Source organism: Hungatella hathewayi WAL-18680, from assembly GCF_000235505.1.
Taxonomy (GTDB): Bacteria; Bacillota; Clostridia; order Lachnospirales; family Lachnospiraceae; genus Hungatella_A; species Hungatella_A hathewayi_A.
Map to the genome: position 1 here is coordinate 470,410 of NZ_JH379029.1, position 21,384 is coordinate 491,793.

Sequence of the window (21,384 nt, forward strand, 5' to 3'; positions counted from 1 at the left end):
GTTCTTCTTCAACGCATTCTCCATGGCGGTTAGAAGGGTGGCTTCCGTGATTTAAATACAGCTACTGTTCTTCTTCAACACTGCATGTCTGTCTTCTTAATCAATCCGATAGCATTTAAATACAGCTACTGTTCTTCTTCAACTGTATACCGGTGTCAATCAGGAAGGACAGACCTAATTTAAATACAGCTACTGTTCTTCTTCAACAGTTTGTCCATCTTGGTCTTTAACTCTAAAAGAGTATTTAAATACAGCTACTGTTCTTCTTCAACGCTATAACCGGATTCTTTATACGCATATGATATTGAATTTAAATACAGCTACTGTTCTTCTTCAACGATATTATGGCGACAAACAGGGAGCTGCCGGACAATTTAAATACAGCTACTGTTCTTCTTCAACCCACGCATTTACTACATTCTTCATTCCTCAATAATACCATATCCTTATATAAAATCAACACTTTTCAACTTTTTTACCAGCCACTCCCCCTCCTTCCAAATCATCTCCCAATCTTCTCATTTTAACCAGTATCCATGCTGCTTCCGCCAATTCTTTCCAACTCCCCATCTGGTAAAATCCATTAAAGAATAAGCTCTTCCCCAGTCAACCCATTTGCCTCTCCTAATATTTCTTCACCAAAAACATTATCATTCATCAACTTTATAATGCAAACAAAATCCTCCTTCGTATCTATTACTTTCTTCAAATCGCTCCTTAAAGAAATCAATTTTGATGGAGTCATCTCACCTCTAAAAACTGAATACTGAAAATGCGATAAATATTTTTTACAAATTTTAAACACCTTCTGCACCCGCTTTTCTCCCACATCATAAAACACAAATGCATAATTATAATTCATTGATTTCCCCATCTACTTTCCCTCCTTCAGAGAAAATGGAACAAACTCTCTCCCTTCCAAAATCATTTTAATCAACTTATAACAATCCAGCTTAATCGCTGTTCGATAACTAACCTTTCGCTTCAATCCCGCATGCACAAACACTGATTCCATCCTTCCCTCAAATGCTTCAATAAATATCTTCCTCCCCTCTTCATTCAGCAAACAATAATTGACCTTCTTATCAAAATGTTTCTCCACCTGAATCTTCCTATTATTCACTAAATCAAATATGGTCCGATAAACAATAACCGGCTTAAACACCTCACTCATATCCAAACTTAAGGAAAAGCGCCCCTCTGACGGCTCATGAAGAAAACTAATCCTCTGGTCTAAATGTGTTCTATAAATCGAAGAAATAGTTTTCACATATAACAATGTATTTCCAAACGAAATCATTGCATTAATTGGATTATCCGGCGGCCTTTTCACACGCTTGTTCATTACAAAATCTTCTGGCAAAAAATATTTGAAATCACCATAAAACCGCATCCAAGCCTCCCCCTCTATGGACATCAACTCATTTACCTGCTCCGCCTTCTGCACCCGTTCTTTAAACTCTTTCCTCAACCAGTCAATGGTTTCCTTAACTTCCTTCTTCTCATGTTTATAGTAATGGTGCAAAACCTCATCCATATTCTGCCCAATTCCCAACACGATTGCTTTCGCCACCTGCATTCTGGAATTGCGAAATGTTTCTGCCTGCTTTATCACTAATTTCCCACTATTATACTGGTCTCGCGGATAAAAACTTCCACTGTATCCCTCATAATAATTGAAAAAATGCACTACAACATGGTTCTTCGCCAGAAAATCCAAAAGTTTAGTATTAAATGAAACCTCTGATAAGCAATAAATTTCCTTTGTATTCTCAATCGGTATATACACATTCTTTCCATCCTTTCGAAAACACAAAGAATTATCCTTCCTGCTTAGTTCTCCCATCGACATGATATATCTCGTACTGCCCACTCTCCTCATGAAGTGCTTTTCCAATCTGTACAATCTCACTGTTATCTTCCAAATTCAGACGATGTCCATGTAGGTAACATTGCCGTTTACAATGGAAATAATAATTCATCAATGTCCCATTAACTCTCATCCTCATCCTCCTTTTACAACTCAATAAACATTCCACCCGCTTCTTCCAACGCCTGTTTATTCAATTTTCCATTCTCAAAATACCGGTCACCATTTTGAATCATGTACAGTTCACCAATTCGGTCTGAATATACTAAATTGGAATTCTTTTTTATTTCATAAATAAAATAATTCATCTGACTTCTAACTTTTGATAACAATACCTGCTTTTTGGCATAGGGAAGTTCCTGATTCAAAAGTAGTTTCTTATACTCCTCCCAGCATACCTCTCCATCCAGCTGTGTCCCATCTGGCAATTCAATCATGCGAGAAAGATACACCGACATTGTCCATGAATTCTCCTCAATTAAATGCATATGGGCAGCAATCTCTTTAAAATTACCATGTTTCACTTCTTTAAAAAAATGTTCTAACCCCTCTTCACTTGCTGATTTATTTCTCGACTCTTTTAGTAAATTAATCACGGAAAGATAATATTCTGCAAACTGTTTATTCTTCAATGCCTCCCGCATTTCCTCGTTCTCCAATGTCAGCTCCCTATTTATCCGAAAATCATCTTTATAAATATCTCCCGCATTATCTAAGTCAAAGAAATATGTAACTCCCCCCTTCTTACAGGAACGATTAATCCTCCCCAGAAACTGTTCTTCACTGTCAAGTTTCGAAATATCCTTATATCCAATATCCATATCAATGTCCACACCAGCCTCCACGACCTGTGTAGCAATCAAAATAACTCCTTTATCAGAGCAACGTATTTCATTCAATATCTTTTCTCTATCCAGCCTGTTGTCATCTCCTGTAAGCAGTCGAAGTTCCATTCCAAGAATTCCATACTCACATGCATACTCATAAAATTCATAAGCACTTTTTTTCTTTATAAACTCCACAAGCACTTTCTTCTCCTGCTGCACATGGTCACAAATATGGTGATGCAGCTGTTCGAAATCTGTCTTTTCCTTCAACATTTCATAAGACAACTGAACCCTCTCCCGGAATACCGGATTTAAAAAATATTGATCACGTCTTTTCATCAATCGAACAACCTGGCCGCTTTCTTCTGTCAAATATTCCAAATCCGGCAAAGTAGCAGACATGATTAAAACTTTCATATTCATAAATTCAGCAAATGCTTTTAGAAAAATAATAATCTCCGACCAAAGAGTATTCTTATAGCTTTGAATCTCATCTAACACAATAACACTTCCTGCCATCTGTAAAAAGCCGAACAGTGCCTCCCTCTTATTGCTGAATAATGTTTCAAAAAGCCCTACATGCGTCGTCAATATAAACGGATAGTTTAAAAACTGTCTGTCCAGAAGTGCTGACTGATAAAACTCCGAATTATTCTCTGACATCGCTTTCTTTTTATCTTCGTCTATTTTAATGGGCGTAACAGAATTCACAACCGTAACCATTGACATGATATCTTCATTCCCACCAAAGATCCTCTTAATCGAATCCAAATTTTGCTCCACCAACGTATTAAATGGATACACGTAGCATAACTTCGTCTGCCCTGCTTTTAACATTTGAAAACTAAGATTCATAGCTGTATTGCTTTTGCCGCTTCCAGTCGGGGCCTCCAGAAAAAACACATTTTCTTCTTTATGAACCTTCCATTCCGCTTCGGCCTCCAAAAATAATTGGCATCTTAGAGCATTTATCTCATTTTCCGCTACAAATTTTGTTCCCACATTTGTTTTTTCATATTCACGAATACTTTTCAAGACACCACACGCTTCATAAACCCTTCTTAATTCATCCACCTGATTCACTTCACCGAACTGATTAATTGCAAATCCATTCATGTATTCCGTTGTTGCATAATAATCAGCAGAAGTCAGCAACGAATAAAGCAAACGTGCGTATATATATAGTTCCATCCCCCCCTTTCTATCATCTTCCCGGGATTCCCTCTTTTTTCCGCCTCCCGGAAAGGCTTTGCAAACCGTACCAATATTCTCCTGGTTGAAATGAAACGGTCCTTTATACAATGTCTGTTTTTCATTTGGCAAGCGGCTTATCATTTCATAAATCTGCCCACCTTCCAAAAATTTTTCGCCATATTCCCTCATAGCCCCCAGGTCATCATGATGTCTGGAAATGATATATGCATTTACATAAATCAGACTTTTGAGCTTTCTTTTCTCATCTATGCTCATCGTCATTTGAGCAAGCAAATAATAGCAATAATCCAAATAAATAACAGAAGATAAAAGCGAGTGCTTTGAACCTTCTAATATTTGAAAATCTTTTTGATATTTAAATGGTTTCTTCATCCGCTCTCTTTGAAATGCCGGATTTATTTTTCCAGTATCATGGAAGATGATACTCCCCTCCAGCATTTCCCAGAAAAAAAGCTCTGCTTCTTTTGTACAATTCTCCATATACCTTTGAAGAAATCTGCCTAAAATCAACTTCAACATTTTTGTATCCATTAATTTTTTATAATATTTCTGGCATAACTTCGTATGCTGTTGCAACGTCTCCGCATTTTTCCCCTCACAAATATGAGCATAAATCGGTTCTTCAAAATTTAAAACATCATTAAGCTGCACGAAATTCTCCTCCTATAATTACTATAAATAATAACAAAAGGAAGTCTGCAACACACAGACCTCCTTTCCCCTACATCAATAAAAAACAATATTTTTTCCACCCACCCGGCATACATCACACTCGTGACAAAGCACTGGTATATTTGTCACATAAAATTTTTCCATGCAATACATAAGCGAATGTTCATCAAGTGCAATCGGCAAATATTCTGAATACTTATACGGCGTAACGTCATCATCTTCATAGTCTAACTCCACCTTTGCTGCCGGAAAAAGACTGTCAATATATGCAATTTCTTCATCGTTTATAAATTCACCCGTCAGAACTTCCGCATCGCAAATGTCAGCAGGATGATCATTAGACCCCAGATATGGCACATAAACACAAGTATGATTCATAATCGCCTTCTTAATCGCCTCTGCTTCGCTGCTATCTATCTTCACGTAAACTTCCCAGCATGGATTCTCCAGCCATTGCTGCTTCACAATCAAATTTCCGCCTTGTTCCTGAGATGCATACCCCACAGAATTATTAAAACTTTGAACTTTTTTCGGTATATATCCCTTACTCCCTTTTTGAGGCACTATGGAAATACTGATATCCTTCAATCTCTCATAAAACTCGGGATATTGATCCTCTTCGGTCATCTGAGCATATCCATTATACCCCAAGATCGCCCCAAAAATCCCCAACAGTGCAACTTTATGGATATTACCATATGTGAAGTAATAATAAGTATTTACCTCAGGCATTTTAAAAAAGGCATTCTTCCCCTTCAAGGTAAATTTTAAAATCTCCATTTTATACCTCTTTCTGTGTGAGGATATTATAGTATTTCGCTCCGTTAATTTTTTCAGGGTCAATTTTCGTAGTATATGGATTATAGTAAATCTCAACAGAAAGAATCTTATCCTTTACCTGTTCAAAGAGGTCCGCGCAAGTAATGGTGATTGTATTGACATCCCCTTTTTCAAACTCGATATACTCCGTCAATGTTGGCAGATAAAAATCTTCTTTTGTTTCCACAAATAACGCAAATTCATTTTCACAGCCAGCTTTTGAATTCGTGGCAAACGATGTTGCTGATGTAAGTGCCGCTTTTTTAAACATTTCATAATCTGATTCAAGATACCCTTCCGTTACGCCAAGTTCCATATACCCTTTATATGCCAATGGATTAATGGAAAATGGATAAAAGTAATGTGCTTCATTACTTACAATCTTTGTTCCCAATGTGGAATTTTTAGCTTCTTCTCCCTCATCTCCCTCAGACTTTTTACTTTTTTCCTTCGCCTTTGGGTCTCGGAATGGGGACAAAATTGGCTGCTCCTGTGGTTCTGTGCCATCATATTTATTAAATCCCTGACCAATCTGGACAGCTCCCGTAATAGAAATATTATTTCCTGCCTCCGCAAATGTAGCGCCAAAATTCTTAATATCTACGGCCTGGAAAAGTTTCTTTAGAACTTCTCTAACATCCCCGCCCTTTTTCAGTTCCACACCAAATACCTGTTCATACCTTTCTTTCAAGGTACGTGGGATAAGATTCACTTCTCCCTTTTTTCCCTCCTCAAAACACATCGACTTAATATAGATGACCGGCTTTCCTTCATTTTCCCACATTTTTTTCATCGGGTATTTTAAAGCCTTATCGCTTCCATATGTCTGACCATCAGAGGTTGTTTTGGGATATCCTGAAAAATCTGCATTCCAATTTGCCATAATTGAAGAAATTCCTAATACTCCATACACTCTTTTATTCATCATTTCTTTCTGCCTCCTTTTTTTCAAAAATCAAATTATTAGCTGCGACACCAGCGGCAATCATAGTGGTGTCTATTTTCTCAACTGGTTTATGAATCATTACATTACTAAATAAGCGCTTCACTCTCAAATCCATGTACATAATATCATAGTCATATTTCTTAAATAACACCTCTAAATGACTCTTAATCATATCATCGTCCTTCGCATTAAGGAATGGATTAATAAATGATAATGGTTTCTTTGCCGCTTTGCTCTTGTTAATAAAATAAGAAACCATCTGACCAATCGCAAAATAATACTCCTCATCGTTGTCAAACATCCAATCATCTTTCTCATTAATATGTTTTCGTAAACTTTCTACAACTGGGTACATAATTTCCTCCTTCTTAAAATAATCTTTTAATGACCAAAGTAAATTAATTTGATGACGTGTCTTTTTCCAATAACCTTTATTAATAGAATTATAAATCATCGTTTTTGAGCATTTCTGAAGAACCGGCCACGGATTTACTCCATCATTTTTATAGAACCAGGAAAATAATAATTCTCTGGACATAATCAGATTTTGAACCAACGTTCCATCTTTAATTGTTATATCTCCCACATCCGTAAAATAATTAGAAATAAGACTTTTCCCAAACAATACATCATCTATCAATAACTCTAAGCGTTTCCGGTCTGTTATCATTCCATAGTTGTCACTCTGGTCTGTTTCTAGGTACTGTTGATAAAAAAATGTGGTCTGCAGATGGGGATTATAACAGGGAACAGCATCTACATTATGTATCTCAGCCTCCATGCCTTTTTTCAAACGGATAAAATATCCACTCATATCTGCCGTTGGACTTTCTCCATTTTTCAGTGGAATAATCTCTTTCCTATTCTCATCAAAATAAATATTCAGATTTCCTTTTGATGCCTGTCCATATAAAAAGTCATAAAACTTTGCTTGTAACATCACCTGCTCTCGGTTCAAAAGATAAGGGACTTGAACCCTTTTGGATTTGTTTGCCAAAAAGACCTTCTTAGAATTCATCCCCATATTATCATTTGGCAGGCCATATATTTCATCATTTATCAAACAATTAAAGTCATTATTATTATAAATATTGGGAATCGTATACCGGCTGCCTTCTTTTCGATATAGTTCCTTTGTCTTTGCCTCATCTGGAAATATAAAATACAATTTCAAATAGTCTTTTTTGCTTGTGTCAATTTCCAACTTCGACAAGTTTTCCCGAACCCACTGGTGAATCTGCTCAGCAAGTATCCTGTCAACTTCCCCGCACATTTTTTCCGTCTCTTCATAAAGTTTCCGAACATTTGGTTTCGAATATTTTTGAATAGGATTTTTAAGTATCTCATAGTAAAGGTCCAAAACTTCTGAAGATAACTTTCCGGTTGCGATACTTTCTTTTTTCACTGCAAAAGACAAATAATTATTGGAGTGAATCACTTTCTGCGGGTCCACAGGTTTATTCATAGCTATCAACTTACTGTAATAATCTAACGTACTGATTAAACGATAGTTTGAACTCGTCTTCCCCTCCAGCTTCCCATCTTTTTTATTAAATCGAATGGCAACCGTATCTTTTACGTTCCACTGTGGCTCGGACATTTCTATCAAAATGTAGGTTCCATCTTTTGGAACATAGTTGTCCAATACTAACCGTTCATCATCATATTTATCCAATTTATACTTAAATATTTCCAAACAATCCTGTATCAACGCTATCCCCCCTTACACGTAATGACAATTTACAAATCCCATCCCTCTCGAATTCATTTCACAAATCCCAGTTCCCAGGGCCATGTAAGCCAGCGCCTGCGCCGTCTCATTATCCGCTATCTTTAACTCAATCTTATCTGCAAGTAGTTTTACGTTTTTGTAAGGAACTGGAATTGGCCCATAATTCTTAAATTCCAGAAGTGTATGTAATTCAAAATTCTCATCCAGTTTTGTATGTTCTAGTTCATTATATTTCTTAATTAAATTTACCTTCAATCGCTGTTCAAAATCTTCGAACGTCATATCATCTCTCCAATATCCATTATTTTTACCTTTCACAATTACCGGAGTGATAGAATATAGGGAGGTAATATGTTTTTTACTTATCATTCGATTTTCACAGGTTAAACCTTTCATTAAATTATTTTCATGCTTTGGAAGGTTGTAGGATAGGTATTCAATCAAATCTTTGTTGGTGCTCCGCACAATAAACTGATATACCTGCTCCCGTTTATAAATTCCTTCTTTTTCTATAGGATACAAACCATTAAAGCAATATTGTTTATAACAATTTTCATTATGCATCTGCTCCCATACTTCATTTTCTATCAATACTCCATCAATAAAATCGGTAACCGCAGCGTAGGAATCTTCTTTACTGATACTTTGTAATGTAAATATCTTTATTCGAATTTCAAAAACATAGTGCATTTTTTATATATCCTCCTTTGCTTATATTTCAATTAATTGTCACACACACATTACTTCTAAATGAATCGTTATCTATTAAACTTATATTAACTCACAATTTTCCACTTGTAAATAGTTTTTTATATTTTGTGATTTATCATTTAATTTGATTTTATTCATCCTTAAAAACAAAACAATTACAGCAATCTGTTCTTCTTCAACATTACTTAAAATGATTAATAATGTAATTATTTAAAAAAATCTCATTTTCCTATTCATCGAAGATTAATTATACCACATCTACTTTTTTTACACAAATAAAATCATCTGACATACCCCTTATCTCCAAAGGATTAAACAGAAATACTATTTTTATTGCAAGTTTATTTATGAGATGAAATATATTTTTGATTCCTACTACTAGGTTTTTCCGGAAGCGTCATTTCAAGCATTCCGGTTTTTAAAAGTGGTTTTAGGTATGCTCTTCTGAAATGAGCACGATTTACAATACCAATGTAACTTTGAATTTCTTCCCTTGTCCGTGCTTCTTTACAATAAGCAATAATCTCCTTCATCCGTTTGCTTTTATCTTGGATGGTGTCTTGGATGGTGTCTTGGATGGTGTCTTGGATGGTGTCTTCTTCCATATTGTAATTGATGTTCTTCAACACCACTCTAAAATCAGACGGTGTAGAGAAAAACTCTGGTTTTAACTGTTCCGTATACCCTGGCAATTTTCTTGTTTCACTTAAAATCTTTTTCAAACCACTGCCACGACGTTCCATATATTTCATCCGGTGAAACAAGTCTGCAATAACCGGATTCCGACGCACGGAGCCAATAGAATCGATATCACATTCCTGAATAGGTCTTCCTTCAAACATACCACCAGGGGATTGTATTTCCAGTCGGTCATCATACATATCAACATGAATCTCACTACCCGCCACAATATAATCACGATGTATAAGGGCATTAACAAGTGCTTCCATCACCGCTCTATCCGCATAATCAGGTTTATCTATACGATAACGAGCTTCTTTTACAAAACGTACTTTAGAATTATTACGAACAAAATCACAACTACTTTGCAAAAGATAAATCAAATTTCCTTCATATTCTTTATCATCCAATGCATCATCAAAAATAGAACCTTTTTCAAGACCATTCCAACGAGTACAAAATACTCTGGAATTGTACACAATATATTGGTCAGCAAGCAGCTTTCCGGCATTTGTCAATACGCCCTCCCTATTGGTCAGGCCAAAAGAAAAGTAATCGGATGTTTCCAATCGAACCCCTGTGCGCTCTCGATAAGTAGCTTCCAAAAGCGTAAAGCTGTAATCCTCCTTGCGTGCATCTGTAAGTAATGTATCAAAGGAGCGATTAGACCCCTTTAAAATTAATTCATTAACAACATAATCCGGTGCCACCACACTTTCATTTCCAACACGAATATATGCTTCCATTATGCCATCCGCCTTATAATAATATGGCGTTGTTCGGCCGGCAGCAATTGACAGCAACAATATATCTTTATCACCCTCCCTGACAGGAGTAAGAACAAATTGAGGCAATGGCGTTATACGTTCCTTAATAAAACGACTAATCGCTTCTGCGTCAGACTGAATATCCTCAATCCCTGTAATTTTACCCTCATTATCAATACCAAAAAATAAGGTTCCACCAATACCATTAGCAAAAGCGCTGACACTTTTCAACCAGCTTTTAGGCCTTCTAGTTTCAAGAGCAACCTTGAAATCACACTCAGTTGCTTCTGCAATCAATTTCTCAATCATAGCCAACCTCCCTAAATAAGGCAAAACCACCTCGTCCACTATTTATATTATACTCTAGACCTGTGATTTATTTCAATTCAATATTATTCTTTTTCAACTAGAATGGTCACCGAAACAATAACCAATTCCAAAGGATTTAAATACAGCTACTGTTCTTCTTCACTAATGTCCATGCCCTTGTATATCTTGCAAAAATTTAATTTAAATACAGCTTCTGTTCTTCTTCACCCTCCGGATGGCCGCCCTGTCTCCTCCAGGGCCTATAATTTAAATACAGCTTCTGTTCTTCTTCAACGTACATCCACTGTCAACGGGCATCTACGGGCCATGAAATTTAAATACAGCTACTGTTCTTCTTCAACCGCGACGCCCATGGGACTGTCCGGGTCCATGTTGTATTTAAATACAGCTACTATTCTTCTTCAACCATACAACCTATTTCCCAGGCATCTCCACAGCAGAATTTAAATACAGCTACTGTTCTTCTTCAACCCATCAGAGTGATACTCAATCTGCACCTTACCAGCATTTAAATACAGCTACTGTTCTTCTTCAACGGATTGATTGTTCTGGTGGTGCTTTTAGCATTTCATTTAAATACTGCTACTGTTCTTCTTCAACTGCAAGTTGTTTCGCTTTGTAATCATCAATCAATATCATTTAAATACAGCTACTGTTCTTCTTCACCGGAAGGCGCTCACCTGTATTGCGGTATACAACCTCCATTTAAATACAGCTTCTGTTCTTCTTCACCTAGCCGACTATTTTAATGTTACTGTCGATTTCTTAAATTTAAATACAGCTACTGTTCTTCTTCACCCAACATATCTAAAGCATTTTTTCCCTTTATAATACCATATCCCCCAGTAATATCAACATATACTCAATTTTTTACCAAGCTGTCCCCGCACTTTATTATATCTCTTCTAATTCCCTTCAGAAACTAGCATTTATGCAGTCTTTCAGCTTTTACCAGACTTTTCTGCCTGGTAAATTTATATTTAAATATTTCCCATGAAGAGTATCTGTTAAAGCAATTCTCCACTTTTATCCCCATATCATAAACTCATCTTCTTATGCTCTTCCCTAATCTCTTCATACAAATGATAAAACGACCACCCGCAATTACTCTCCGTCACCACAGCCTTCAGCGCAATCTTCGGCACCCCGGCTTTTCTCAGATTCATCAGCAGTTCATCCATCCTCCTGCTGGTAAAACCTCTCATAACCAGCATCTCCTCCTCAATCACCGGCAGTACTTCCGGTATTTCTGACTCTGGATATCCTTCGATTCCAGCCAAATACCCAACCGTCTGTGTCACCTGCTCCGGGGTGATGTTTTTGATTCGGACGCCCATGCGGACCAGAACCCCTTTCAATTTAGCTACATTCGGATTCTGAACCGTATTGTAATATAACACCATCTCTCTCATTTATTAACTCCCTTTCTATCCGATAAACTTTGCCGTCTTCTCATCCCTCGCCATCCACCAAATCCGCCTTTAACTCCCCAAACTCCTCCCGCTCAAACTCCTGAATCGAGATGCACTTCTTATTCGGGTTGGCGAACACGAATATTTTATCTACCGTCTCCACATAATTCTGAATCTTATCATTGGTCGCTGAAATCAGCGCCTGGAAGCCGAGGCCTCGTATCAGCTGGATACAGCTGGCCACCTTCTCCGCGTCCATCTTCGAAAATGCCTCGTCCAGCACCACCAGCCGTATCGTCGGGTTCCGCTGCACCTTCGGCTTTAAATTAATCCTGTACGCCTGCGCAAAGCTAGCCAGCAGCGCTACATATAATGGGTTCTGCCCCTCGCCGCCGGAATTCTTCTTTATCATCTTGCTCAGCCGAATCTTGATTGTCTCATCCTCATTCTGGACAAGCTGCTGCATATCAAAGGACAGATACGTCCGGTAGTCTGCGTACTTATCCATATTCCGCTTCGCTTCCTCCAGTTCCTCCGGCGTCGCGTTGTCCGGCGGGATGAAGACATTAATCAAATCATTCACCATCTGCCCATAATGATTCTCATGCTCCATGGTGAAGAAATCCAGCTGGTTATCCATGGACACGTCCAGCTGCGCCGGGTTAATCTCCAGCGAATCCGCCATAAACATATCGTAATACTGTCCATCCGGCCCCTTGTTCTTGCCGATATAGAACTGATACTTATCCTTACCAAAATCCAGCCCGCTTATTACCCGGTTCAATTCATCCTTGCGGATCAGCGCTTCCCGGATGGCACTGCGGATTTTGTACATGAAATCATCTTTAAAATGCTCCACGGCCGACCTGGCCTGCTCCGCCGCACTCTTCCTATACTCCTCCAGTCTGTCACAACTCAGCTTCTCCAACAGCTTCTCATATTCACTGTTGTCATCCGATGAGAGTGAGAAACTCCGATTCAGATAAACCCGCAGATACTCCCCACGCAAATCCGTCAGCTTCTGCTTCTCCTCATCCTTCTTCTCAATCGCCTTCTGCAGCTTCGCCCCATACTCATTTCCCATAAGGTCATATCTGGGGTTGCTCCGCTTCTCAAGCTCCGCCCGCAGCGATTCTTCCGCCGCAGCCGCAACCGCCAGCATTCCCACAGCCCCCGTGCTTCCGGCGCCTGCCCGTTTATCCTCCGTCAGCATCTCATCATTCCCAGCACCTGCCATCTCCCCCGCAGCCACCCGGCCCGCCAGTCTCACATCCGGCCTGCCAGCCCCCGGACTTCCATCCTCCAACTCAGCCGCCCACTCCTCTTCCAGCTCCCTCTCCTTCACAATCAACTCTTCCTGCAGTCGAATCGCCTCATCCCTATCCTTCTTCAGCGCATTCTCCCCATCATAAATCAGCCTCTCATTCTCCCTAAGCACGCCCTTCCTGGCCTCGCACAGCTCCAGCAGCGCCTCTCTCTCCTTCTCCCAGACCTCCACATTCCGCGCCTTCAGTCCATCCAGCTTCTCCCGCAGCTTCCTCTGCTCCACCTTCTTCTTCTCCAGCGCTTCCATATCCGCCTTCCACTCCAGATAAACCGACACATCATGGTTCATCCCTTCCAGCTTCAGTATCCCCTCACACTCCCGCAGCACTTCCATCTGCGGCTCTCTCTCCTCCGCAATCTCCGCCAGCGTCTTCTCCAACAGCTTCACTCTCTGCCGCACGCTGCTCTTCCCAATATAAGCAAACTTCGTATACTGCTCCGGATTGATATGCTGAATCCGGTAACTGTGATATAGTACACAGTCCCTGGTTATCCCAATCTTGCATTTCCGAAGTTCATCAACCCCCTCACATTTCACAACCTTCCCCAGCAGAAAATCAATATACGCCTGCACATAATCTCTCCGGACGCTGACTTCCTCCGCCAGCGCCCCCTCCATCACCACATGGCTGTCCTGCATCACCTTCTCCGTGTCCAGCACCGCCACCCGGTAATACTTCTGCTTATCCAGCTCCTCATAAATCTTCATTGCCGCCCGCGCATACTTCGGCTCCACAATCAGCGACAGCTTATTGCCGCCCATGTACCCCTCAACCGCATTTCTCCACTGGTCGTCCTTGATATCCATCAAATCCGCCAGTATCTCCACCGACACACTCTTCCCCGTCTCCTGGTACAGCCGGTTCTGCAGCATCGTCCTGGCCTGCTCCAGCTCCTTCGGGTAAGCCTTATTCCCGGCCTTCAGCTGCTCCAGCTCTTCCCTGGCCTGCTGCTCCCGCCGCTTCAAATCCCGAAGAATCCCATTGGCCTCCTGCCGCTGCTTATCCACGTCCGAAAGCATTTCCCCGATATCCTTCTTCAACCGGACAATCCCTTCCTCCGTGATACTCCCATCCGAAAACGCCTCAATATCCCAAATGGTCCGGTTGGAAGTCACATCCTGGTCCACCCAGGCATTCAGAGCAGACGCCGTCGTCTCCCACCGCGCCTTCCCGTTTCCCAGCCGTTCCACCAATTCATTCAGTGACGCCAGCTGCGCCTTCAGCTCCTCATACCCCGATGCGGAAATCTGCTTCAGCAGTTCATCACTCTTGCCTGCCAGCTCCTCAATTTCCCGCTCCAGCCCCTTCTTCTCCTCCTGCCGCTTCGCCAGTTCCTCCGTCGTCAGCCGAATCCGCTCCTGGGTCGTCTGCGCCACCCGCCGCGACTGCAGAATATCCAGCTTTTGCACATAATACCGATACGTGTCAATCGTATTTCTCGCTTCCCGCACCTTCTCATACTGCCCGCAGATCCCCTTCAGCTGTTCAATCTCCCGGCACGTATCCTCAATCTTCTTCCGCATCCGCCCATACTGCATCACGCTCTCCTGCATGTCCTCAATATGGATGTCCTGCTCCATGCAGATATATTCCTTCACAAACTCTTCCAGCTTGATATTCATCCGAAACGGAATCGCCCTCTTGAACAACAGCGGGAACTTCTCCGAATCCAGTCCCCCCAGGTAAATGTCGTAGAGCTGCTTTCGAAACCTCTCATTATGGCTCCCGTAATAGCACTCCTCCTTCGAATAATTCCGAAGAAGAAACTCCTTCACTTCCTCCGTAGACATAGCCCTAGTACCGTTCCCAATCCGGTACTCATGCTCCGGCACTCCCCCCTTATGCCAGAAAAACATCCTGGAAATCTCATTGGTGGCCGTCTCCACATCAAACACCACGCCCACACACTGACATTCCCCCGTATCCGTCTGCCGCAGCTCCAGCACAATCGTAGAAGAGAAATTCTGATTCCGCAGATACGCAAACTCATTATTCTCCCCAATATTAATCATTCCCCGCAGGTACTCAATCAAATTCCGGTCCGAATCATCAGCCGCCGCCTTATTAAAAAACCCGCGCCCGTCCGTATTGGCATACAGCACAATCTGCATGGCGTCAATCACCGTCGACTTACCGCTCCCTGAATGCCCGGTAAAGAAGTTAACCCCTTCGCTGAACGACAGCGTTTTATGCTTAATATAATGCCAGTTATTCAAAACTATCCTTGATAATGCCTCAAATCTCGGTTTCGTCGCTGTCATCCTCGTCCTCTCCTTCCCCATAAGATTCCAAAAGCCCCCGCACGTCGTCCCCAAACAGCACCACATTAATACACGGGTAAATGATGATGCGGCTGTGTCCTTCCAGCTCGTCCATCATTTCCAGCGGCTCAATAATCTGATATTTTTTTAACAATGAAATCGCCCGCCGGATATCCGTCGCCGACGGCTGCTTCTTAAACAACCGGTAATTCCCCAGTCTCTCATGCATATCGCTAAGCGTCGTGTACACATTCACAGAGGACGACACCGACGCCATCTGCTCATCGTATATCAGCTTCAAAATCAGCAGATACAGCGTCGCCAGCTTCGGCAGCTTGTCCCCCACCACAGCCTCGCCCCGGACATAAATCACCCCCAGCTGGCTGTTCTCCATCACCTCAATCCCCATAACCCGGAAATACTCCCGGATAAACTCCAAATGCTTATTACACACATAAAAATCCCGGTTCCCGGTAAACCGCCCGGTCTTCTTATCATATTTCCTCTCCAGTAAAAATGTCTGCTTATACAACAGCTGAATCGACTGCGTCACCTTCAACTGCTCCTCCGGCGACAACTCCTCATAATAATTTATCATCCGTTCTTCCTCTTCTTCTCAAACACCAGCTTCGGATAACGGTACCGCCCGTTATCAATCGCTTCCGTCTCCTGCTCCCGCACCCGGTACGGGCTGTCCTTCCTGGTCGAATAATCATAGGCCAGCACCAGCTTCTCAAAATCCTCATCCGAAGAAACCGTCCCCGGTGTCACTTCCATCCGCCCGTCCGTCATATGGGAAAATACAAACTCCTCGATTTGTTTTCTGCTATACCGGTTGCGGATTTTATTCAGCTTCAGAATCTCATCCTTCGACAACTCCTCCGGCTCCTCATCCGCCGACAAATGCTCCGTAAAATCCTGCCGCGGCCTCCGTGGCCGGTAAAGAGACTTGTCTGACAGAATCGTAAACTGGGACAGATTCATCATCCCCCCGATTTCTCCAATCTCCTCATCCTGTCTGTCTGACAAGGACAAATGATTCAACAGCTGAATCACCAGCCCCTTCATATTGTCCTCCTCATTCAACAGATAATTCAGCCTCGTCACCGTAGCCCGGATATACTTGGAATGCTCCTTATCCATATTGGCAATCCGGTGCTCAATATCGTCAAAGCCCCGCTCAATCAAATCAATCTGCTCCAGAACCGACCGCACTTCCACACTCTTCCCCCGCATCCGCCGGTTCCGCTCACAGACCTCGGAAAGCCACTCCGGATTCTGCCGCATCTCATTGAGCCACATCTTGATATCCGTCTTGTAGAGATAAAAATTATCCGAAGTCTTCAAAATGTGATACTTCCTGCGGACAATCTCCTCCACATACCCGTCCAGATGCTCCTTAAGCAAATCCCCATAGAACCCCTTCTCCAGCAGACTCGCAAAAAACTTATCCATATTGTGCAGCATATCCTGCAGCGTCTTATTCAGTTTCCTGGTATTCACAAGAGCCGTTTTCAGCAAGGACAGATTCGCCCGCGCGTCATTCTTAAATGAGAACAAAATGGCATAAATATTCTGAATATACACCTGCGTCGCATCCCCCTCGTCACTGCAAAGCTGGGTAAACGCGTCCACAAACACCGCCGCATAATCCGGTATCACAATGTTGACGGTCATCGAATAATAGTCATCCACCTTCCGCAGCCACCCGGCCCGCAAAAGCCAGTTCAAAATCCGCGTAGCCATGGGCTCCAGCAAATCAAAATCATCCTCCATCTCATCCTGCTCCAGAAAGATTTTCTGCTTGGAAAAATAATCACTGAGCGTCTGAATACAGATTTCCCGTGACAGGAAATAATTGCTGTACTGGTACTCCTCATTGATTTGCAGCAAAGCCTCTATGTAGATGGGACGGTTTTTGGAGCGGAACAGGCTCCAGAAGTTATCAGGAATTTCATTTAATAGTTGTTTCATCGCCAGTATTTTCTTTCTCTCTATAAAAGGTCCCCTCGCGGGATACCGTTATCAGTAATAAAAAACTCCCTTATAGTTTACCATATCTGGCAAACGTAAGGAAGTTAATTATCAACATTATCTCTTTATCGCAATTCCAGGCCAACTGAAAAAACCTTACTTCGCCGCCCTGTAAAATTCCCTCAAATCCTCTTTCACATCCTCCGGCAGCGCTGTCTTCTTCACGCCCCGAATCGCCCCTTCCATCGCCAGCAGCCGATGAATACAGGCAGAATCATCAATGGCCTTAATCTTCAGCCAGGCCTGCTTGCTCCCTGTCTCCCGCAGCTGCTCTGCCGTGGTTATCCCCACCTCTCCCAGCTGCTTCTCAATCACTTCTCCAAGATTTACCATCTTCGCTATCTCGCCCATAACCTCTACACTCCAATCTTCCCACAGATATCCTTCAGGCAGCATCTGTCACAAAACGGTTTTGTCCGTGCTGTGCAGACATCTCTTCCATGGAACACCAGCCGGTGGCAGAAATCGCTTCCCTCCTCCGGCGGAATCAGTTTCCACAGCGCCATCTCCACCTTCTTCGGCTCCTTCACACCGTCCACCAGCCCAATCCGGTTCACCAGCCGGATGCAGTGGGTATCCGTCACAATCGCCGGCTTTCCAAACACATCCCCCATAATCAGGTTCGCGCTCTTTCTCCCCACTCCGGGCAGTTTCATCAGCGCGTCAAAATCATCCGGCACCTTTCCGCCAAATTCGTCCCTCAGCATCTTCATACAACCGCTGATATCCCTGGCCTTGCTGTGTCCCAGCCCGCACGGTTTCACAATCCGCTCAATATCATCCACGTCCGCCTCCGCCAGAGACTCCACGTCCGGATACTTCGCATACAAATCCTGTACCACCACATTCACCCGCGCATCCGTACACTGGGCCGCCAGCCGCACACTCACCAGCAGCTTCCACGCCTGGTTGTAGTCCAGCGTACATCCCGCCTCCGGGTACTCCTTCTTCAAGCGCTCCACCACTTCCAGCGCCAGTTCCTCTTTCGTCATTCTTTCATCCCACCTTTCACACAGCCATGCCCGGCCATCTCTCAAAGACACTGCGACATGTCCGGCACATCCTCCACATCATCTCTTCTTCAATTTCCCCAAAACCGACAATGCCCCCACAACTCCCGTCACAACTCCCAGGAGCACACAGGCCACAATCAGCTGCGGGAACACCGCTTCCCACGGCAGCAGCGTCACGCCTCCGTCCGCCAGCCGCAGCCCCGAAGACACCAGACCAACGCCCCAGCGGTAACACCCAAACAACAGTAGCAGCGGAACACACAGCCCCAGAAGCGCCATCACAAATGCCTGCACGCAGAACGGGACCTTGATAAATTCCTCCCTGGCCCCCATCAGCCGCATCACATGCATCTTGTCCTTCTGCGCCTCAATCACAACCGACAGCGTATTATGTATCAGCAGAACCGAGAGCAGCACCAGAAGCCCCGCGCTTCCCATGGCCACTCTGGAAATCACATCCTTCATCTTCACCAGCGCCCGTACCGTGTCCGCCGAGTGGGTCACCTTACGCACCCCCTCCAGACTCGACGCATAAGCCACAAATGACTCCTGCTGCTCAATTCCCTTGATATACACCTGAAAATGACTGGAAGCCGACAACGGATTATCATCCTCGAAAATCCCTTCCATCAACTCCGTCTCCTCAAAGAAATCCGCCCGAAACTCGTCCCAGGCTTCATCCGCCGTCGTGTAGACCGTCCTCAGCACCTCCGCCCGGTTTCGAATCAGATTTCCCACCTCATCAATCCGTTCCGGTGCCACATCCTCATCAAAGAAGACCGCCACATACACGTCCTCCTCCGTCCTCTGAAGCACACTGTCCACGTTGAGAACCGCCAGAAACAGAAGCCCAAACAGGAAGATACAGGCCGACATCGTCAATGCCGAAGCTGCCGTATATACCTTATGATACCACAAATTCTTCCATCCGAGTTTAAAAAGATATCTCCAGGTCCTAAAATTCATAAGAAAGTCCTCCCTTGCCGCTATCCCGGATTACCTTCCCGTACCGGACGGATATCTCCCTCTTCTTCATGGACTTCACCAAATCCTGATTGTGGGACACCGTCAGAATCGTCGTCCCCTGATCATTAATCTTCTCCAGCAGGCGCATAATATCCTCCGCGTTCCGCTGGTCTAAATTCCCCGTAGGCTCATCCGCCAGCAGAAGCACCGGCCGGTTGACCATCGCTCTCGCCAGCGCCGTCCTCTGCTTCTCCCCGCCGGACAACTGCCCCGGATAACAGCCTGCCTTCTTCTCAAGCCCTACCTTAAAAAGGGCATCCCGCACGCTGACCTTCATATCTCTCGGCTCCGCCCCAATCACCCGCTGGGCAAACGCTACATTTTCATACACCGTAAAATCAGGAAACAGCTTAAAATCCTGGAACACCATCCCGATAAACCGCCGGTAGCGGTAAATCTGCCGCTCCTTCAACTGACTCAGCTGAATTCCATTTACTATGAGATTCCCCTTCGTCGGCTCCGTCTCCTTCAGTATCAGCTCCAGCATCGTCGTCTTCCCGGCCCCGCTGTTCCCCGTCAGAAACACGAACTCCCCGGCCTTAATCTCCAGACTCACATTGTCCAGCGCCTTCTGGCTTCCATATACCTTTGTCACATGGTCCAACACAATCATGCGATTATCCATGACTCTCCTCTTTCCCTGTCCATTTCGCCTAAACCTTTTTCTTCTTCAGCTTGTACACAAATGCCAGCACCTGCGCCACAGCCTGATAGTACTCCTCCGGAATCTCCATATCAACTTCCACAGCCGCAAAAAGCCCTCTTGCCAGCGGCGGATTCTCCATAATATAAACCCCGTTCTCCTCGCCAATCTCCACAATCTTGAGCGCGACCCGGTCGGCACCCTTCGCCAGCACCACCGGCGCCCGGTGCGCGTTCGAATCATATCCCAGCGCCACCGCAAAGTGGGTCGGGTTTCTGATAATGACATCCGCCTTCGGCACGTTCTGCATCATACGCCTGGACGCAATCTGGCGCTGACGTTCCCTGATACGCCCCTTGATCTGCGGGTCACCTTCCATCTGCTTGTACTCGTCCTTAATCTCCTGCTTGCTCATGCGCAGGTTCTTCTCATACTCCCACCACTGATACAGGAAATCAAAGCCTGCCACGAAAATGAAGGCGATACCCACCGTATTCACCAGCGCAATCGCCGTCTTCCCCGTGTAAGCCACCGCTCCCGCCACACTGCCATCCATCAGTCTGGCAAACTCGTGCATCCGGCTCTTCACAAATAGATAAATCGCCACAATCAGGCAGGTAATCTTCACAACAGCCTTCAAAAGCTCCACCAGCGCACGCATGGAAAACATCCGCTTGAATCCCTTCATCGGACTGATTCTCTCCAGTTTAAATTTCATAACTTCCCAGGAAAATGCCATTCTCGTCTGAAAGAATGTCACAATGACAGCCGTCAGCACACCAATCAGCAGAAGCGGCAGCGCCGCACTGGCAAAATAAATCATTGCCCTGCCCATGGTCTCCTGGACATTCATATCCGTAAGATGAAAATTCCTGTCCGCGGCATAAGAAAAAAACAGTTCCACACTGCTTTTCAGATTTTTATAAATCCCAGGCGCCAGCGCCCCCAGGGAATTGAACAGAACAAGGATGCTGGCCACAGCCGCCACATCATTGCTCTGAAATACATTACCCTTCTTTCGTTCGTCCTGCCGCCTTTTCGGGGTGGCTTTCTCTGTCTTTTCCTCCGCGGCCATGAATCATCCCCCCAATCCTGCG

The 21,384-nt window shown here is 43.6% G+C and carries 18 protein-coding genes and 2 CRISPR repeat arrays (1 of these 20 only partly in view); all 18 genes read right to left on the reverse strand.

What is annotated here, in order from left to right; translation table 11 throughout:
• Nucleotides 1-402: a CRISPR direct-repeat array (repeat unit 30 nt; unit sequence ATTTAAATACAGCTACTGTTCTTCTTCAAC); it begins 1,578 nt to the left of the window's first position.
• A gap of 181 nt (nt 403-583) precedes the next feature.
• Nucleotides 584-874 (reverse strand): CRISPR-associated endonuclease Cas2, encoded by a 291-nt coding sequence (cas2, locus tag HMPREF9473_RS22935; RefSeq protein ID WP_006782614.1) that lies wholly within the window; start codon nt 872-874, stop codon nt 584-586.
• Nucleotides 875-1,882 (reverse strand): type I-B CRISPR-associated endonuclease Cas1b, encoded by a 1,008-nt coding sequence (gene cas1b, locus HMPREF9473_RS22940; RefSeq protein WP_006782615.1) that lies wholly within the window; start codon nt 1,880-1,882, stop codon nt 875-877.
• On the reverse strand, nt 1,821-2,003 hold the full coding sequence (locus tag HMPREF9473_RS27060) for a Dna2/Cas4 domain-containing protein (RefSeq protein ID WP_006782616.1): 183 nt from the start codon (nt 2,001-2,003) through the stop codon (nt 1,821-1,823). The genes cas1b and HMPREF9473_RS27060 overlap by 62 nt, the downstream gene beginning before the upstream one ends.
• Nucleotides 2,004-2,016: 13 nt before the next feature.
• A complete protein-coding gene (locus HMPREF9473_RS22945) occupies nt 2,017-4,563 on the reverse strand; it encodes a CRISPR-associated helicase/endonuclease Cas3 (protein WP_006782617.1) in 2,547 nt (848 codons plus the stop codon).
• Nucleotides 4,564-4,638: 75 nt separating this feature from the next.
• Entirely contained in the window at nt 4,639-5,364 is a 726-nt protein-coding gene (cas5b, locus tag HMPREF9473_RS22950; RefSeq protein WP_006782618.1) for a type I-B CRISPR-associated protein Cas5b, read from the reverse strand.
• A gap of 1 nt (nt 5,365) precedes the next feature.
• Entirely contained in the window at nt 5,366-6,331 is a 966-nt protein-coding gene (locus HMPREF9473_RS22955) for a type I CRISPR-associated protein Cas7 (RefSeq protein WP_006782619.1), read from the reverse strand.
• Entirely contained in the window at nt 6,321-8,060 is a 1,740-nt protein-coding gene (locus HMPREF9473_RS22960) for a hypothetical protein (protein ID WP_006782620.1), read from the reverse strand. The genes HMPREF9473_RS22955 and HMPREF9473_RS22960 overlap by 11 nt, the downstream gene beginning before the upstream one ends.
• A gap of 12 nt (nt 8,061-8,072) precedes the next feature.
• Nucleotides 8,073-8,771 carry a CRISPR-associated endoribonuclease Cas6 gene (cas6, locus tag HMPREF9473_RS22965; protein ID WP_006782621.1) on the reverse strand — a complete coding sequence of 233 codons (699 nt, stop codon included), beginning with the start codon at nt 8,769-8,771 and terminating at the stop codon, nt 8,073-8,075.
• Between the two features lie 362 nt (nt 8,772-9,133).
• Entirely contained in the window at nt 9,134-10,549 is a 1,416-nt protein-coding gene (locus HMPREF9473_RS22970; RefSeq protein WP_006782622.1) for an ATP-binding protein, read from the reverse strand.
• A 134-nt stretch (nt 10,550-10,683) separates the two neighbouring features.
• A CRISPR array of direct repeats spans nt 10,684-11,369; the repeat unit is 30 nt; unit sequence ATTTAAATACAGCTACTGTTCTTCTTCAAC.
• A 238-nt stretch (nt 11,370-11,607) separates the two neighbouring features.
• Entirely contained in the window at nt 11,608-11,982 is a 375-nt protein-coding gene (locus HMPREF9473_RS22975; protein WP_006782623.1) for a DUF3783 domain-containing protein, read from the reverse strand.
• 40 nt (nt 11,983-12,022) lie between these two features.
• Nucleotides 12,023-15,571 (reverse strand): ATP-binding protein, encoded by a 3,549-nt coding sequence (locus HMPREF9473_RS28295; RefSeq protein WP_006782624.1) that lies wholly within the window; start codon nt 15,569-15,571, stop codon nt 12,023-12,025.
• Nucleotides 15,546-16,169, reverse strand: a complete 624-nt coding sequence (locus HMPREF9473_RS22985) for a DUF4194 domain-containing protein (protein ID WP_006782625.1) — start codon at nt 16,167-16,169, stop codon at nt 15,546-15,548. Before HMPREF9473_RS22985 ends, HMPREF9473_RS28295 begins: the two co-directional genes overlap by 26 nt.
• Entirely contained in the window at nt 16,166-17,545 is a 1,380-nt protein-coding gene (locus tag HMPREF9473_RS22990) for a Wadjet anti-phage system protein JetA family protein (RefSeq protein WP_006782626.1), read from the reverse strand. The genes HMPREF9473_RS22985 and HMPREF9473_RS22990 overlap by 4 nt, the downstream gene beginning before the upstream one ends.
• A gap of 156 nt (nt 17,546-17,701) precedes the next feature.
• Nucleotides 17,702-17,956: a TfoX/Sxy family protein gene (locus tag HMPREF9473_RS22995; RefSeq protein ID WP_006782627.1), complete on the reverse strand. Its 255-nt coding sequence runs from the start codon at nt 17,954-17,956 to the stop codon at nt 17,702-17,704.
• A gap of 5 nt (nt 17,957-17,961) precedes the next feature.
• Nucleotides 17,962-18,597, reverse strand: a complete 636-nt coding sequence (locus HMPREF9473_RS23000) for an endonuclease III domain-containing protein (protein WP_006782628.1) — start codon at nt 18,595-18,597, stop codon at nt 17,962-17,964.
• Between the two features lie 78 nt (nt 18,598-18,675).
• Nucleotides 18,676-19,584: a cell division protein FtsX gene (locus HMPREF9473_RS23005; RefSeq protein ID WP_006782629.1), complete on the reverse strand. Its 909-nt coding sequence runs from the start codon at nt 19,582-19,584 to the stop codon at nt 18,676-18,678.
• Nucleotides 19,574-20,269: a cell division ATP-binding protein FtsE gene (locus tag HMPREF9473_RS23010; RefSeq protein WP_006782630.1), complete on the reverse strand. Its 696-nt coding sequence runs from the start codon at nt 20,267-20,269 to the stop codon at nt 19,574-19,576. The genes HMPREF9473_RS23005 and HMPREF9473_RS23010 overlap by 11 nt, the downstream gene beginning before the upstream one ends.
• Nucleotides 20,270-20,297: 28 nt before the next feature.
• Nucleotides 20,298-21,362 carry a flagellar biosynthesis protein FlhB gene (gene flhB / locus HMPREF9473_RS23015; RefSeq protein ID WP_006782631.1) on the reverse strand — a complete coding sequence of 355 codons (1,065 nt, stop codon included), beginning with the start codon at nt 21,360-21,362 and terminating at the stop codon, nt 20,298-20,300.
• Between the last annotated feature and the right edge of the window lie 22 nt (nt 21,363-21,384).

Bases quoted from the DNA above. Each gene is read 5' to 3' on its own strand.
- cas5b (WP_006782618.1), bottom strand. From the start codon at position 5,364: ATGGAGATTTTAAAATTTACCTTGAAGGGGAAGAATGCCTTTTTTAAA.
- HMPREF9473_RS23005 (WP_006782629.1), bottom strand. From the start codon at position 19,584: ATGAATTTTAGGACCTGGAGATATCTTTTTAAACTCGGATGGAAGAAT.
- HMPREF9473_RS27060 (WP_006782616.1), bottom strand. From the start codon at position 2,003: ATGAGAGTTAATGGGACATTGATGAATTATTATTTCCATTGTAAACGG.
- HMPREF9473_RS28295 (WP_006782624.1), bottom strand. From the start codon at position 15,571: ATGACAGCGACGAAACCGAGATTTGAGGCATTATCAAGGATAGTTTTG.
- HMPREF9473_RS23010 (WP_006782630.1), bottom strand. From the start codon at position 20,269: ATGGATAATCGCATGATTGTGTTGGACCATGTGACAAAGGTATATGGA.
- HMPREF9473_RS22975 (WP_006782623.1), bottom strand. From the start codon at position 11,982: ATGAGAGAGATGGTGTTATATTACAATACGGTTCAGAATCCGAATGTA.
- HMPREF9473_RS22990 (WP_006782626.1), bottom strand. From the start codon at position 17,545: ATGAAACAACTATTAAATGAAATTCCTGATAACTTCTGGAGCCTGTTC.
- cas1b (WP_006782615.1), bottom strand. From the start codon at position 1,882: ATGAGGAGAGTGGGCAGTACGAGATATATCATGTCGATGGGAGAACTA.
- HMPREF9473_RS22995 (WP_006782627.1), bottom strand. From the start codon at position 17,956: ATGGGCGAGATAGCGAAGATGGTAAATCTTGGAGAAGTGATTGAGAAG.
- HMPREF9473_RS22985 (WP_006782625.1), bottom strand. From the start codon at position 16,169: ATGATAAATTATTATGAGGAGTTGTCGCCGGAGGAGCAGTTGAAGGTG.
- HMPREF9473_RS22970 (WP_006782622.1), bottom strand. From the start codon at position 10,549: ATGATTGAGAAATTGATTGCAGAAGCAACTGAGTGTGATTTCAAGGTT.
- cas2 (WP_006782614.1), bottom strand. From the start codon at position 874: ATGGGGAAATCAATGAATTATAATTATGCATTTGTGTTTTATGATGTG.
- cas6 (WP_006782621.1), bottom strand. From the start codon at position 8,771: ATGCACTATGTTTTTGAAATTCGAATAAAGATATTTACATTACAAAGT.
- HMPREF9473_RS22955 (WP_006782619.1), bottom strand. From the start codon at position 6,331: ATGATGAATAAAAGAGTGTATGGAGTATTAGGAATTTCTTCAATTATG.
- HMPREF9473_RS23000 (WP_006782628.1), bottom strand. From the start codon at position 18,597: ATGACGAAAGAGGAACTGGCGCTGGAAGTGGTGGAGCGCTTGAAGAAG.
- flhB (WP_006782631.1), bottom strand. From the start codon at position 21,362: ATGGCCGCGGAGGAAAAGACAGAGAAAGCCACCCCGAAAAGGCGGCAG.